This window comes from Nonomuraea sp. B19D2, assembly GCF_040137845.1.
GTDB lineage: Bacteria > Actinomycetota > Actinomycetes > Streptosporangiales > Streptosporangiaceae > Nonomuraea.
In genome coordinates this window covers 164,968-179,105 of sequence record NZ_JBEFAK010000001.1, presented here as the reverse complement: position 1 = coordinate 179,105, position 14,138 = coordinate 164,968, and the positions used below count along the sequence as shown (strand labels likewise).

Below are 14,138 nucleotides of genomic sequence, written 5' to 3'. Positions count from 1 at the left end.
CGTCCTAGATCTTCGAGACCTGGTTGAACGAGAGCTCCACCGGAGTCTCGCGACCGAAGATCGAGACGAGCACCTTGAGCTTCTGCGACTCGGGGCTGATCTCGCTCACCGAGGCGGGCAGCGTCGCGAACGGGCCGTCCATGACCGTGACGGACTCGCCGATCTCGAACTCGACCGTCGGGCCCGTGGCGGTCTTGGCCGCGGCCTTCTTGGTCTCCTCGGTCGGCTCGGGCGCCAGCAGCTTGGCGACCTCGTCGAGGCTGAGCGGGCTCGGCTTGTTGGACAGGCCGACGAAGCCGGTCACACCGGGCGTGTTGCGCACGGCGGCCCAGGACTCGTCGGTGAGCTCCATGCGCACCAGCACGTAGCCGGGCAGCACGCGCTCCTTGACCGGCACCTTCTTGCCGCTCTTGAACTCCTGGACGGTGTGCGTCGGCACCTCGACCTGGTAGATGTAGTCCTCCATGTTGAGCGAGACGTTGCGGCTCTCGATGTTGGACTTCACGCGGTTTTCGTAACCGGCGTAGGAGTGAATGACGTACCACTCGCCGGGAAGGCCGCGCAGCGAGCTCTTGAACTCCTCGACGGGGTCGACGTCGGGAAGGACCGCACCGTCTTCGACGGCGGAAGCCTCGACATCGGCTGCCTCGTCGCTCTCCGCGACCTCGGCCTCCTGGAGCGCCGCCTCGGCGGCCTCCTCAGTGGCCTCTTCCAGCTCGTCGCCCCACTCCTCGCGGGAGTCGCCCCACTCCTCGCGGGACTCGTCGGCCGGAACTGAAGATTCGGACACGGTGACTCTTCCTCTTTCGTCTTTTCGCTGATTCAGCTCGTAACGAATGGCGTATCCGTCAGGCCATACCGGCGGGCGGCTGGATCAGCTGCCGCCGAAGACCTTGAGGACCGCCCATCCCAGGGCACTGTCGAGCCCGTACACGATCCCGACCATGATCAGAACGAATACCAGGACGACCGTGGTGTAGGTGATGAGGTCCTTGCGTGTCGGCCAGATGACCTTGCGGAGCTCGTTGACGACCTGCCGATAGAAAAGGGCAGGTGAAGTGCGTGTCTTCTTCTCGCCACTCGGCTTGCCTGCGGTCTCGCCGCGCGTGTCGATCGCCACAGTCCTCACCTGAAATCTGTCGTATCCAACGCAGTTTTGCGGCGCGCTTACACGCCATTATTGCGCGGACCGCACTCGCAGGGCACGAGGGACTCGAACCCCCAACCGCCGGTTTTGGAGACCGGAGCGCTACCAATTGCGCCAGTGCCCTATGTCGTTAGACCAGAGTACCCTGATCGACCCACTGCCTGGACCGAACCGCTCGCCGACATGCTGTGCGGAAGGACCAGCCGAAAGCATACGGGGGATTGCCCGGCACGTCGAACCCAATACCGATCGCCCAGGTCACAACCGCGTGCGGCTCGCGTGGGAGCATGGACGTATGTCCACCCGACCTCGTGTCTCCGCCAGAATTTCCGCGATTTCCGAGTCCGCCACGCTCGCCGTGGACGCCAAGGCCAAGGCGATGAAGGCGGCGGGCCGCCCCGTCATCGGCTTCGGTGCGGGCGAGCCCGACTTCCCGACGCCCGGCTACATCGTCGAGGCGGCCATCCAGGCGGCCCGCGAGCCGCGCTTCCACAAGTACACCCCGGCGGGCGGCCTGCCCGAGCTCAAGCAGGCCATCGCCGACAAGACGCGGCGCGACTCCGGCTACGCGGTCGAGGCGTCGCAGGTGCTGGTCACCAACGGCGGCAAGCAGGCGGTCTACGAGGTGTTCGCGACCCTGCTCGACCCGGGCGACGAGGTCCTGGTCGTGGCCCCGTACTGGACGACCTACCCCGAGGCGATCAAGCTGGCCGGCGGCGTGCAGGTCGACGTCGTGGTCGACGAGTCCACCGGCTACCTGGCGAGCGTCGAGCAGCTCGAGGCCGCGCGCACCGAGCGCACGAAGGTCCTGCTGTTCGTCTCGCCGTCCAACCCGACGGGCGCCGTCTACTCCCCCGAGGAGACGGCGGCGATCGGCCGCTGGGCGGCCGAGCACGGCCTGTGGGTGGTCACCGACGAGATCTACGAGCACCTCGTGTACGGCGGCGCCGAGTTCACCAGCATCGCCACGGCCGTCCCCGAGCTGGGCGACCGGGTCGTGATCCTCAACGGCGTGGCCAAGACGTACGCGATGACCGGCTGGCGCGTGGGCTGGCTGATCGGCCCGTCCGACGTGGTCAAGGCCGCCACCAACCTGCAGTCCCACGCCACCTCCAACGTCTCGAACGTCTCCCAGATGGCCGCGCTGGCCGCCGTTTCCGGCGACCTGTCGGCGGTGGCGGAGATGCGCACGGCGTTCGACCGGCGCCGCCAGACGATCGTCAGGATGCTCAACGAGATCCCGGGCGTGTTCTGCCCGGAGCCGAAGGGGGCGTTCTACGCATACCCGTCGGTCAAGGAGCTGATCGGCAAGGAGCTGCGCGGCAGGCGGCCGCGGTCGTCCGGCGAGCTGGCCGAGCTGATCCTCGAGGAGGCCGAGGTGGCGGTGGTGCCGGGCGAGGCGTTCGGCACGCCTGGCTATTTCCGCCTGTCGTACGCGCTGGGCGACGACGACCTGGTCGAGGGCGTCAGCCGCTTGGGCAAGCTGCTGTCAGAGGCCCGCTGAGGCCCGCTGCCGTCAGGGCGCCGGGCTGAGGGTGACCCCGGCGGCGATCCGCTTGATGTGGGCTGCCAGGCCGGGCGTCGCGGCGATGTAGACCGCGGTGCCGGGCCGCTCCAGCCACATGAAGTTACGCAGGCCGGTACGCGTGGTCCAGCGCAGCGCCGGCCTGCCCTTGTACACCGTCAGCGTCGACCTGGCGACCAGGGTGGCGAACTGCTCGGCGGTCCGCACCCCGCACACGACGCCGACGTACAGCTCCTCGTCGTTCTCCCGCCAGATCAGGCCGTTGACCTCGAGCCGCCGGGTGAGCGAGCCCAGCCGGGCGAACGAGCCCGTCCTGGTCAGCCCCTCCGGCATGGCGGGCAGCCGCACGTCGGTCGGCCCGCAGGCCAGCGAGCGGCCCTCCTGCGGTACGTGCGTGGGCGGCGGCATGGCGTGAGACTCGGGCTCGGACCCGGGCATGTCGTCGCCGCCGCACGCGGCCAGCGCGAATATGAGGAGCGCCGCTGCCAGACGCCGCATCGGACCCCCCAGAAAAGTCGCGGAAAAGGCTCCTAGTCTCCTACAGGACCTTTGACGGAAGCGGCAATCGCCACCAGTTCGCGGCCGAGCGACTCGCTGACCCGGATCCACGCGCCCGTGCCCGCGCGCTCCAGCCAGACGATCAGCCGGCCGCCGTTCGGATGCCGGCCCGCCACGGCGGGCCTGCCGCGCACGATGGTGGCGCGGGCGTCCAGCACGGTGTCCCGCCTGCGGTAGCTCGCCCAGTCGGCGGCGGGCTCGACCTGGGCCTCGACGTACCGGTCGCCCGAGCCGAACCTGGCCCAGGCCCCCCTGGGCTTGATCGCTCCCCCGCCGCTGCGCGCCAGCCCGGCGGGCAGGTAGGTGATCCAGAAGTCGTGGGAGACCACGGCGGGGGCGGCCTGCGGCGGGGTCCGTACGGGGACGGCGGCGACCCCGGCGGCGGGCCGCGGGCGCCCGAAGCCCGAGGAGAAGAGCCCGTAGATGATCAGAGCCGCCACCCCGAACGCCAGCACCGCGAGCGCCGCACGCCGTCCCTGCCCGATGCCGCCAGGCTCCTCAGGGATCATGCATTGTTGATCCCCAGTTACGCCCCGCCCATCACTTGATCGCCCGGACGCCCTTCGCGATTTTCCTCAGCTCGGCCGGTCGCTCCCCGACGCGCGAACCCCGCCCGAGGTTGAGTGGCAAGATATGTCAATGGCAAGGCCCCTGATCGCGCTACCCAAGGCCCACCTTCACCTGCACTTCACCGGATCGATGCGGCATTCCACGCTGATCGAGCTGGCCAGGGATCAAGGGCTGCATCTGCCGGACGCGCTGGAGGAGGACTGGCCGCCCAAGCTGCGCGCCACGGACGAGCGCGGGTGGTTCAGGTTCCAGCGGCTGTACGACATCGCCAGGTCCGTGCTGACCCAGCCGGAGCACGTCTACCGGCTGCTGCGCGAGACGGCCGAGGACGAGGCGGCAGCCGGGTCGCGGTGGCTGGAGATCCAGGTGGACCCGTCCGGGTACGCGCAGCGCTTCGGCGGGCTGACGGCCACGCTGGAGCTGACGCTGGACGCGGCGCGCCAGGCCGCCGAGCATGCGGGGATCGGGATCGCGGTGGTCGTGGCGGCCAACAGGACCCGCCATCCGCTCGACGCGAACACGCTGGCCAGGCTCGCCACCCAATACGCCGGCAAGGGCGTGGTGGGGTTCGGGCTGTCCAACGACGAGCGCCGGGGCGAGGCCAGGGACTTCGAGCGGGCGTTCCGGATCGCCAGGCGCGGCGGGCTGCTGGCCGTGCCGCACGGGGGCGAGCTGCTGGGGCCGCGGAGCGTCGCGCAGTGCGTGGACGACCTGGGAGCCGATCGCGTCGGGCACGGCGTGCGGGCGGCGGAGGACGCGCGGCTGATGGAGCGGCTGGCCGACCGGCAGATCTGCTGCGAGGTCTGCCCCACCTCGAACGTCGGGCTCGGGGTAGCCGAGGAGGCCGCCGACGTGCCGGTGCGGCGGCTGTTCGACGCGGGGGTGCCGATCGCTTTGGGGTCCGATGACCCGTTGCTCTTTGGCACGCGGCTGTTGCGGCAGTACGAGCTGGCTCGGGAGGTTTACGGCTTCAGCGACGCGGAGCTGGCCGAGCTGGCCCGCCAGTCCATCCGCTCGTCCGCGGCCCCAGATTCGGTCCGCAAGGAGCTGCTCAAGGGCGTGGACGACTGGCTGACGGGCTCACTGCAGTGACATGGCGACGCGGACGGCCTCGTCCTTGGTCTTGAGCCCTTCCAGGCGGTAGCTCAGCGTGTCCTGCTGCCAGATGAGGGTGGGGCCGGCCTGGCGCAGGGACACCTCCGTGCCGTCCTGGCGCCGGATGTAGCCGAGAGGGTGCGATCCCGGCACCCACCAGGCGTTGTACGGGCCGACCTTGACGTAGTCGGGCCACGGTGGACCGAGCTTCTTGAAGAACACCGGGTCCAGGCCGCCGTCGAACTGGTCGAGCCGGACGCCGTCCGGCCAGAACATCGACACGACCCTGCCGTTGTCGGCCACCGTGACGCTCCTGGGGTCGCCGAGCGCCTTCACCGTCTTGACCTGGAACTTCACCTGGCCCCCGACCTGGTCGGGCTGGACGGTGTGCTCGCCCGGCACGGGCGCCGTGGTGGTGACCGGCGGCGGGGTGGTCTCGCCGACCTGCAGCTCGATCCCGGCGAAACGCAGGATCCACACCACGGCCGCCCGGCCCTGAGGGGTGGCCGCCGTGATGGCGATGACGACGAGGACGACGGCCGTGACGATCTTCCACCTCGCCCGCCGGCCACGTCGCGCCGGAGGCCGCCGGCCATCCTCCCGCCGACCCGGCGCCCCGGGGTGCGGCCGGAGAGGCCCATGCGCCGGATCGCGACCTGGGGCGGCGTCCGCGGACGTGGCGGCGGGGGTGTCGTGGATCTCCGCTTCGAGGCGGGCGCGGACGGTGGCGGCGACGTCGGCGGCCGGCGGGTCGGGGACGTCCAGGAGGTCCCCGAGCGCCAGGAGCTCGGCCTCCAGGTCGTCGGAAGGCTCACGCGAGTTCATTGCCCACCTCCTCCCTCAGCCGGGCCAGCCCCCGATGCGTGCTGGACTTGACGGTGCCGACGGGCCAGTCGAGCACCTGCGCCGTCTCCGCCTCGGTCAGCTGTAAGAAGTACCGGCAGACGACGGCCTGGCGTTCCCGTTCGGGCAGCCGCCGTACCGCCTCCAGCAGCCGGGACCGCCGGTCGGTGGCCACCGCCGTGCCCTCGGGATCGTCGGGCGCGCTCACGGCGGCCGTGGCGCCCAGCCGCAGGGTCAGCTCGGAGCGGCGCCCCCGCGACCGGGTCAGGTTGTGGGTCTCGTTGGCCACGATCCGCAGCAGCCACGGGCGGAAGGGCGCGTCCCTGCGGAAGCTCGCCAGGTGCCGGAACGCCTTGACGAACGCCTCCTGCACGACGTCCTCGGCTTCGTCCCCCGCCCCCAGCATGGAAGCGGTACGGTGGGCGAGCGCGCTGTAGCGGGTGACCAACGCCTCATAGGCGGCTAAGTCACCGGCGAGCGAGCGCTCGACAGCCTCGTCGTCGTTCATGGCGAGTCAGATTCCACCTCATCCGAGGCCCGTGCGGAAGAGGCATTCGTGCCTCATGTGACCCCACCGTTGATCGGGGCATTAGACTCGGGCAATCCATGAGCTCCCTCGAAGGAACTGGACAATGTCTTCTGGGTATGACCGTGTAGTGCAACCGGCGGCCGGTGACGAGGCCTTGGAGAACCACCTAGGTGGCGACGAGGCCAAGAACTATCGGCAGTACGAGTTCGACATGGTCGCCCCGCATGTCGGCCGTTCGATGCTGGAGATCGGCTCGGGGCTCGGCCACTTCGCCGAGCAGTTCCTGCCGCGCCTCGACAGGCTCGTCGTGAGCGACTTCGACCCCTACTGCGTCGAGCAGCTGGAGAAGCGCTTCACCGACCGCGACGACATCAGCGTCCTGCAGTTCGGGCTGCCCACCGACATCCCGCTCGAGGACAAGGTCGACACCGTCGTCATGATGAACGTCCTTGAGCACATCGAGGACGACGCCGAGGCGCTGCGCTCGCTGGCCCGCGTCACGCTGCCGGGCGGCCGGATCATCATCTGGGTGCCCGGCTACCCGCAGCTTTACGGCGACTTCGACCGCAAGGTGGGCCACGTCCAGCGCTACACGCCCAAGACGCTGGGCGCGACGGTCGCCAGGGCGGGCCTCGACGCCGAGGTGCTCAAGCCGATCAACTTCCTGGGCGGCATCGCCTGGTGGGCGGCCGTGCGCCGGGGCGGCGTCGGCTACCCCGACCCGCGCCTGGTCAAGATCTACGACCGCACGGTGGTCCCGACGACCCGCTTCATCGAGCGGTTCATCAGGCCACCGTTCGGCCAGACCGTCTTCTGCGTGGCGCGGGTCCCGAAGCCGCTCACTTGATGGAGCCGGCCGTCAGGCCGCCGACCACCTTCCGCTCGATCAGCGCGAAAAGGATGATCACGGGGATGGTGGCGATCACGGAGCCGGCGAACAGGTTCTGCCAGTCCACCTGATACTGGCCGATGAACGAGTTGAGAGCCACCGTGAGCGGCTGGTTCTCCGGCGTCGTGGTCAGGGTAAGCGCGACCACGAACTCGTTCCACGCGGCGATGAACGTGAAGATCAGCGCCGTGATGACGCCGGGCATGGCCAGCGGCAGTGTGATCCTGAACAGCGCGCCGAAGCGCCCGTTCCCGTCGATGAACGCGGCCTCCTCCAGCTCACGCGGGATCGAGGCGAAGTACGCGTTCAGGATCCACACCGCGAACGCCAGGTTGAACCCGGCGTTGACCAGGATCAGCGACCAGGTCGAGTCCACCAGGCCGAACTGGAAGAACTCACGGTAGATGCCGACCAGCATGGCCGTCGGCTGGAACATCTGGGTGACCAGCACCAGGATCAGGAACGCCGTACGCCCTCTGAAGTGATGCCTGGCCGAGTAGTACGCGGCGGGCAGCGCCACCAGCAGCACCAGCAGGGTCGAGCCGCCGGCGACCTTGAGCGTCACCCACAGGTTCCCCGCCAGGCCGCTGCTCCAGAAGTTGGCGAGGTTGGACCAGACCCACTCCTTCGGCCAGAACGTCACCTCGCGCAGCGAGTCCTGGGCGCGCAGCGAGGTGAGCAGCATCACCACGTACGGGAACAGGAAGATGAGCGCGACGACGTAGGCGGCGGCCGCGACGACCACGGTCTTGAGACGCGGCATCCCGCGCCGCGCGACCGGCCTGACGTGCTGGCGCGGCCTGGTGGCGGGCGGGCGCATGGTGTTCACGGTCATCACGCCACCTCCTTGTTCCAGCGCGAGACCTTGAGGAAGATCGCGGTCAGGATGATCACCATGCCGAAGTTGACGACGGACATGGCCGCCGATTCGCCGATGTTGGAGCCCTTGAGGATGAACATGAGGATCGTCGAGGTGGCGGTGGAGTAGCCCGGCTGGCCGTGCGTCATGGCCCAGATGATCGGGAAACTGTTGAAGACGTTCATGACGTTGATGAGGGCCGCCACGGTGAGCGCGGGGCGCAGCAGCGGCAGTGTGATCGACCAGTACGTACGGAACCGTCCGGCTCCGTCCATCTTGGCCGCCTCGTAGACGTCGGCGGGGATCGTCGCCAGCCCGGCCAGCAGCGCGTACGTGGTGAACGGCACCGACACGAAGACGGCCACGAACACCAGCCAGGGCATCGCCGTGGCGGCGTCGCCGAGCTGGTCGGCCGAGGCCCCGCCCATCGCGTCGATCAGCCCCAGCTTCAGCCGGATCTGGTTGATCACGCCGACCTCGGGGTCGAGCATCCACTTGAAGATGATCGCCGTCATCAGCACGGACGCGGCCCACGGCGCGATCAGCGCCCACCGGGCCACCTTGCGCAGCGGGAAGCGCTGGTTGAACAGCTGGGCGAGGGCCAGCGAGATCAGCACGGTGAGCGCGACGACCGCGATCACCCAGATCACGCTGCGGACCATGATGTCGGCGAAGTCCTTCTCGCCGAACAGCTTCTCGTAGTTCGCGAACCCGTTGCTCCCCTGGACCACGCCGAACCGGCTGATCTTGAGGAACGACGACCTGATCATCTCGATCACGGGCCAGAGCACGACCAGCGCGATCAGCACCACGGCGGGCCCCACCCACGCGAGGGGCTCGAGGGCGCGCAACCTTCTCATGAGCAACCTTCCAAGACGGTGCGGCCGGCACCGGTGAGAGTGCCGGCCGCACGGGCCCCCGATCGATCAGCCGGCCGACTCGGCGGTCTTCTGCAGCTCACCGAGGACCTTGGCCGGGTCATCCTTGACGGCCCCGCCGATCGTCTGCTTGATCGCCGGGTTCACCTCGGCCCACTTGGGGTCCTGGAACGGGTAGAAGCTGGCGTTCGGCAGCGCGTCGAGGAACGGCTTGAGCTTCTCGTCGCCTTCCAGCTTCTTGATGCCGCCGTTGGTGACGGGCAGCAGCTTGTAGGTGTCGGAGATCTTCTGCGCGGCGTCGCCGGTGTAGAAGAAGTCGAAGAACTTCTTGATCTCGGCGGCGTGGCCGTTCTTGTTGAACGCCATGATCCAGTCCATGACGCCGAGCGTGGTGTCGAGCGGGCCGGTCTTGCCGGGAATGGGCGCGACGCCGTAGTTCTTCAGCCCGGCCGCGTCGAAGATCGGGATGGACATGGGGCCGCCGTTGACCATGCCGACCTTGCCCGCGCCGAAGTCCTCCCAGACCGTCTTACGGTCCTTGGTGCCCGGGTTGGGGGTGGTCAGGCCCGCGTCGACCAGGCCCTTCATGTACGTGAACGTCTCGACGTTCTGCGGCGAGTTGATCGTCCACTTGCCGGAGGCGTCCTTGTAGCCGCCGCCGTTGCCCAGCATCCACAGGAACGACTCGCCCTGGGCCTCCTCCTGGCCGAGCGGCAGGCCGAACGGCTGCGTGACGCCGGCCTTCTTCAGCTTCTCGGCGTCGGCCTTGAGCTCGTCCCACGTCTTCGGCGGCTCGGCGATGCCGGCCTTCTCGAACAGGTCCTTGTTGTAGAACAGAGCGCGGGCGGAGGAGACGAACGGGATGCCGTACGCGGTGCCGTCGACCTTGCCGAACTCGGCGAACTTCTGCAGCATGTCGCCCGAGACGTTCGGCGACAGCACCTCGTCCACCTTGTAGAGCAGCTGGTCCTTGACGAAGCCGGAGTAGTCGCCGGTCTGCAGGATGTCGGGCACCTGGCCGTTCTGGACCATGGTGGCGACCTGCTTGTCGATGTCGTTCCAGTTGATGACCTGGACGTCGACCTTGATGTTCGGGTTGGCCTTGGTGAACTCGTCGGTGACGCCCTTCCAGAACGTCTCGCCCGAGTTCGGCTTGCCGGGGCCGTCGCCGTAGTCGGCGGCGACCATCTTGAGCGTGACCTGCCCGCCGCCCGACGCCTTGTCGTCGCCACCGGAACCACCGGAGCCGCCCGATCCGCAACTGGACAGGACCAGCATCGCGGCAAGGCCGAGAGCGGCGCCGCCCACAAGCTTCATGTTCACTGGAGATACCGCCTTCTCGTCGGGCGGGTCGCTGGTCCGTACCAGCTGACGGACCCCGCCCTGGGGGATGAGGCGCACGAGCACAAGGCCCGACGCGTTTGCGCCAGCGTAAGCCTGGCCCAAGGAGCCGGTCTATACCGGCTCGTATCAGTTTGAAAACATCCAGACCAGAAAAGCCTCACAACCGGTCTAGACCGGGCGTCAGAGGATCTTTCTCCGCACGCTCTCCCCGCCCTGTGGCGTGCCGATCCACGGCCCCTCAACGGACGGGTCGAGTATGCCCTCCTCGAGGAAGTCGTAGCGGCCGTCGAGCACGTACTCGGCCAGCCGCGCGTCGCCCGCGTCGGTGTTGTCCCAGAGCCGCTCGAACAGCGAGTCCACGCGGCGTCTTGCCTGGTGGCAGAAGGTGTCGGCCAGCTCGTACGGCCGGCGTCCCAGGTCTGCGGCATCCTCCGCCGCCTTGACGCAGGCGGCCGTCATGGCGAACAGCTCGGCCCCGATGTCCACGATCCTGCCGAGGAACGACTGCTTGTGCTCCAGCTTGCCCTGCCAGCGGGACATGCCGTAGAAGGTGGACCTGGCCAGCTTCCTGCTGGTCCGCTCCACGAAGCGCAGGTGCTGGGCCAGCGGGCCGAAGTCGCCGTACGACGTGGGCAGGTTTCCGGTGCCGGCCACCAGCGTGGGCAGCCACTTGGCGTAGAAGCGGCTGGCCCTGCGCAGGGCCTGGGCGCGTTCCTGGCGGGAGGCCTCCGGGTTGATCAGCTCCCCCGCGGCCGACAGGTGCGCGTCCACCGCCTCGCGCGTGATCATCAGGCGCATGATCTCCGAGGAGCCCTCGAAGATGCGGTTGATGCGGGAGTCGCGCAGCATCTGCTCGGCGGGCACGCCGCGCTCGCCGCGCGCCACGAGCGACTCGGCCGTCTCGTAGCCGCGCCCGCCCCTCATCTGGACCAGTTCGTCGAGCGCCTGGTACGACAGCTCCGACGCGTAGAGCTTGGCCAGCGCCGCCTCGATCCTGATGTCGTTGCGCTGGTCGTCGGCCAGGCGGCTGGTGAGCTCGCAGACGGCTTCGAGGGCGTACGCGGTGGCCGCGATGAAGGAGATCTTCGTGGCCACGGCCTCGTGCCGGCCGACCTTGCGCCCCCACTGCACGCGCTCGTTGCCCCACTCGCGGGCGATCTTGACGGCCCACTTGGCGTTGCCCGCGCAGGTGGCCGGGAGCGACAGGCGGCCGGTGTTGAGCGTGGTGAGGGCGATCTTCAGCCCCTGCCCCTCGCGCCCGATCAGGTTCTTGGCAGGCACCCTGACCTGGGAGAACTCGGTGACCCCGTTCTCGATCCCGCGCAGCCCCATGAAGCCGTTGCGCCGTTTGACCGTGATGCCGGGAGAGTCGGCCTCGACCACGAACGCGCTGATCGTCTTGCCGGTCCTGGCCATGACCACGAGCAGGTCGGCGACCACGCCGTTCGTCGTCCACAGCTTGACGCCGTCGATCACGTAGTCGTCGCCGTCGCGCACCGCGGTGGTGGCCAGGCGGGCCGGGTCGGAGCCGACGTCGGGCTCGGTCAGCAGGAACGCGGAGATCTCGCCCCGCGCGCACCTCGGCAGGAACTCCCGCTTCTGCTCCTCGGTGCCGAACAGCTTGAGCGGCTGCGGCACCCCGATCGACTGGTGTGCCGACAGCAGCGTGGCCAGGGCCGGGCAGTACGAACCGACGAGCATGAGAGCGCGGCAGTAATACAGGTATGAGAGGCCGAGCCCGCCGTACTGCTCGCCGATCGTGATCCCGAACGCCCCGAGCTCCGCCAGCCCCTTCACCACCTCGTCGGGCACCTGCGCGGTCCGCTCGATGAGCGCCGGGTCGACGTTCGTGTCGAGGTAGCGCCGCACCGCCCTGACGAACTCCTCGCCTCGCTTGGTCGCCTCGTCGGACAGCGCCGGCACGGGATGCACCAGATCCAGCCGGAAGTCACCGAGGAAGAGCTGCTTGGCGAAGCTGGGCCGCGTCCATTCCTTCTCGCGGGCCTGCTCGCCGACCTCCCTGGACTCCGCGTACTTGGCGTGCTCGGTCATAGCACCTCCCGACGATGCGCCGTCTGTGCTATGAGTACTGCCCGCCTGACGGCGCCCTGCGCTGTTTATAGCCGGAATTTGTACGAACGGCGAGCATTCGCTTTCAGGACCGCGAGCGCGACCAGGGCCAGCACGGCAGGCACCACGAGATACGCGCCACAGAACGTCAGCGCCACGAGCGACAGTCCCGCGCCCACGACGGCGGTGATCCTGTGCCGCCCCGCGGGCAACATCCGCACGGCCGCCGCCACCCCCGCAACCGTGACGGCGGCCAGGCACGCCGACGTGGCCCGCATGAGCAGGTCCAGGTCCACCGCCCACACCAGCACGGGCACGCTGAGCACGGCGAGCAGCCCCAGGCTCCGGTACGGCGTCATGCCCGGCGACCCTCCCCTGGCGAACCAGCCGGGCAGCGCTCCATCCCTGGCCAGGGCCGCGCCCAGCCGGGCGGCCCCGGCGATGTACGTGTTGACGGCCCCGAACGTCAGCAGCACCGCCACCACCCCGGTGACCGGCCGCGCGGCGGGGCCGATGCCGGTCTCCAGCATCGCGGTGAGCGGCACGCCGGGCATGTGGGGGCCGAGCACGCCGACGGAGGTGACGGAGACGCCCACGTACAGGAGCGCGATCACGACCAGGGTCACCGCGGTGGCCCTGACCAGGCCGCTCTTGCCGCCGGCGAATTCCGCCGACAGGTGGCTGGCCGCCTCCCAGCCGACGAAGGCGAACATGAGCACGCCTGCCGCGCTGGCCACGCCCGCGGGGCCGTACGGGGCGAAGGGGGTGAAGTTGGCCGGGTCGGCGTGCGGCGCGGCGGTGATCACGGCGGTCGCCAGCAGCGCGACGAGCAGGGCGACGAAGCCGATCTGCAGCCGCCCCGAGGTGCGCAGCCCGGCGGCGTTGGCGGCGAAGGCCGCGGCCAGGATCAGGCAGGCGGCCAGGGTGGCGTTCATGCCCAGGGTGGCTTCGACGTACTGGCCGCCGATCAGCGCGCCCGCGACGGTGCCGACGGGGACGGCGCCGTAGAACCACCAGCCGACCACGGCGGCGGCGTGCCGGCCGAACGCCAGCCCGGCGAAGCTCGCCACGCCGCCGCCGTCGGGATACCTGGCGCCGAGCGCGGCGAAGGTGAGCGCGACGGGCACGCTCAGCGCGAGCAGCCCCGCCCAGGCCAGCACGGACGCGGGCCCCGCGGCGGCGGCGGCGAGGTGCGGCAGGACCAGCATCCCCGGCCCCAGCACCGCTCCCACCAGCAACGCCGTGCCCTGCCCCGCGCCTATCTGATGTTCCGTCATACGGCCGAAATTAGTGCAGTCATTCGGTCATCATGCCGCCAAACCGAACGAGTGGCCGGAAGTACGTGCAAGCATCCACCTATGGACGAACTTGATTCGGAGATCGTACGGCTGCTCCAAACGGATGCGCGGCAGTCCAACAGGGAGCTCGCACGGCAGCTCGGCATCGCGCCCTCGACCTGCCTCGAGCGGGTCAGGGCGCTCACCAGGCGCGGCGTCATCCGCGGCTACCACGCCGACATCGACCCGGCCGCGCTCAACCGGAGCGTGCAGGCCATGATCATGGTCCAGGTACGGCCGCTGAGCCGGGCGGTGATCAACGCCTTCAAGTCGTCGGCCGCGGCCATGCCTGAGGTGCTCAGCGTGTTCGTGCTGGCGGGCGGGGACGACTTCCTGCTGCACGTGGCGGTGCAGGACCTGGACCACCTGCACTCGTTCCTGCTCGACCGGCTGAGCAAGCGCAAGGAGATCGTCGGCTTCCGCACGTCGGTGATCTTCCAGCAGGTGCACAACACCGTCCCGGAGCGGCTGACCTGACTTTCGTCAGGGTCGGT

The 14,138-nt window shown here is 69.2% G+C and carries 15 protein-coding genes and 1 tRNA gene; 4 read left to right on the top strand and 12 right to left on the bottom strand.

Features of this window, described 5'->3' with window-relative positions; genetic code table 11:
* Positions 1-4: 4 nt before the first annotated feature.
* From nusG to ABN273_RS00965, 3 genes are all read right to left on the bottom strand, one after another.
* Entirely contained in the window at positions 5-790 is a 786-nt protein-coding gene (gene nusG, locus ABN273_RS00975; protein WP_349446669.1) for a transcription termination/antitermination protein NusG, read from the bottom strand.
* An 84-nt stretch (positions 791-874) separates the two neighbouring features.
* A complete protein-coding gene (gene secE / locus ABN273_RS00970; RefSeq protein WP_349446668.1) occupies positions 875-1,120 on the bottom strand; it encodes a preprotein translocase subunit SecE in 246 nt (81 codons plus the stop codon).
* Between the two features lie 78 nt (positions 1,121-1,198).
* A tRNA-Trp gene (locus tag ABN273_RS00965) sits at positions 1,199-1,271 on the bottom strand.
* Positions 1,272-1,442: 171 nt separating this feature from the next.
* Between ABN273_RS00965 and ABN273_RS00960 the strand changes: the two genes are divergently transcribed.
* On the top strand, positions 1,443-2,651 hold the full coding sequence (locus ABN273_RS00960; protein ID WP_349446667.1) for a pyridoxal phosphate-dependent aminotransferase: 1,209 nt from the start codon (positions 1,443-1,445) through the stop codon (positions 2,649-2,651).
* 12 nt (positions 2,652-2,663) lie between these two features.
* Here the strand turns inward: ABN273_RS00960 and ABN273_RS00955 are convergent, their stop codons facing one another.
* Together ABN273_RS00955 and ABN273_RS00950 are read right to left on the bottom strand one after the other, a co-directional pair.
* Positions 2,664-3,170, bottom strand: coding sequence for a hypothetical protein (locus ABN273_RS00955; protein ID WP_349446666.1), 507 nt, complete (start codon positions 3,168-3,170; stop codon positions 2,664-2,666).
* A 32-nt stretch (positions 3,171-3,202) separates the two neighbouring features.
* On the bottom strand, positions 3,203-3,739 hold the full coding sequence (locus ABN273_RS00950; RefSeq protein WP_349446665.1) for a hypothetical protein: 537 nt from the start codon (positions 3,737-3,739) through the stop codon (positions 3,203-3,205).
* Between the two features lie 130 nt (positions 3,740-3,869).
* Between ABN273_RS00950 and ABN273_RS00945 the strand changes: the two genes are divergently transcribed.
* Entirely contained in the window at positions 3,870-4,892 is a 1,023-nt protein-coding gene (locus ABN273_RS00945; protein ID WP_349446664.1) for an adenosine deaminase, read from the top strand.
* Here the strand turns inward: ABN273_RS00945 and ABN273_RS00940 are convergent.
* Positions 4,881-5,720, bottom strand: coding sequence for a hypothetical protein (locus ABN273_RS00940; protein ID WP_349446663.1), 840 nt, complete (start codon positions 5,718-5,720; stop codon positions 4,881-4,883). The two genes, ABN273_RS00945 and ABN273_RS00940, sit on opposite strands and share 12 nt — an antisense overlap.
* Positions 5,707-6,246, bottom strand: a complete 540-nt coding sequence (locus ABN273_RS00935) for an RNA polymerase sigma factor (RefSeq protein ID WP_349446662.1) — start codon at positions 6,244-6,246, stop codon at positions 5,707-5,709. Before ABN273_RS00935 ends, ABN273_RS00940 begins: the two co-directional genes overlap by 14 nt.
* A 124-nt stretch (positions 6,247-6,370) precedes the next feature.
* Here ABN273_RS00935 and ABN273_RS00930 point away from each other — a divergent pair, with 124 nt between their 5' ends.
* Complete coding sequence (locus ABN273_RS00930) at positions 6,371-7,114, top strand: methyltransferase domain-containing protein (RefSeq protein ID WP_349446661.1); 744 nt, start codon at positions 6,371-6,373, stop codon at positions 7,112-7,114.
* Here the strand turns inward: ABN273_RS00930 and ABN273_RS00925 are convergent.
* From ABN273_RS00925 to ABN273_RS00905, 5 genes are all read right to left on the bottom strand, one after another.
* Positions 7,107-7,991 carry a carbohydrate ABC transporter permease gene (locus tag ABN273_RS00925; RefSeq protein WP_349446660.1) on the bottom strand — a complete coding sequence of 295 codons (885 nt, stop codon included), beginning with the start codon at positions 7,989-7,991 and terminating at the stop codon, positions 7,107-7,109. The two genes, ABN273_RS00930 and ABN273_RS00925, sit on opposite strands and share 8 nt — an antisense overlap.
* Complete coding sequence (locus ABN273_RS00920; protein WP_349446659.1) at positions 7,991-8,875, bottom strand: carbohydrate ABC transporter permease; 885 nt, start codon at positions 8,873-8,875, stop codon at positions 7,991-7,993. The genes ABN273_RS00925 and ABN273_RS00920 overlap by 1 nt, the downstream gene beginning before the upstream one ends.
* A gap of 66 nt (positions 8,876-8,941) precedes the next feature.
* Complete coding sequence (locus ABN273_RS00915; RefSeq protein WP_349447162.1) at positions 8,942-10,210, bottom strand: extracellular solute-binding protein; 1,269 nt, start codon at positions 10,208-10,210, stop codon at positions 8,942-8,944.
* A gap of 207 nt (positions 10,211-10,417) precedes the next feature.
* Positions 10,418-12,289: an acyl-CoA dehydrogenase family protein gene (locus tag ABN273_RS00910; protein ID WP_349446658.1), complete on the bottom strand. Its 1,872-nt coding sequence runs from the start codon at positions 12,287-12,289 to the stop codon at positions 10,418-10,420.
* Between the two features lie 65 nt (positions 12,290-12,354).
* Complete coding sequence (locus ABN273_RS00905) at positions 12,355-13,584, bottom strand: APC family permease (RefSeq protein WP_349446657.1); 1,230 nt, start codon at positions 13,582-13,584, stop codon at positions 12,355-12,357.
* An 81-nt stretch (positions 13,585-13,665) separates the two neighbouring features.
* On the opposite strand from ABN273_RS00905, the gene ABN273_RS00900 reads away from it, so the two are divergent.
* Positions 13,666-14,121 (top strand): Lrp/AsnC family transcriptional regulator, encoded by a 456-nt coding sequence (locus ABN273_RS00900; RefSeq protein ID WP_349446656.1) that lies wholly within the window; start codon positions 13,666-13,668, stop codon positions 14,119-14,121.
* Positions 14,122-14,138 lie beyond the last annotated feature (17 nt).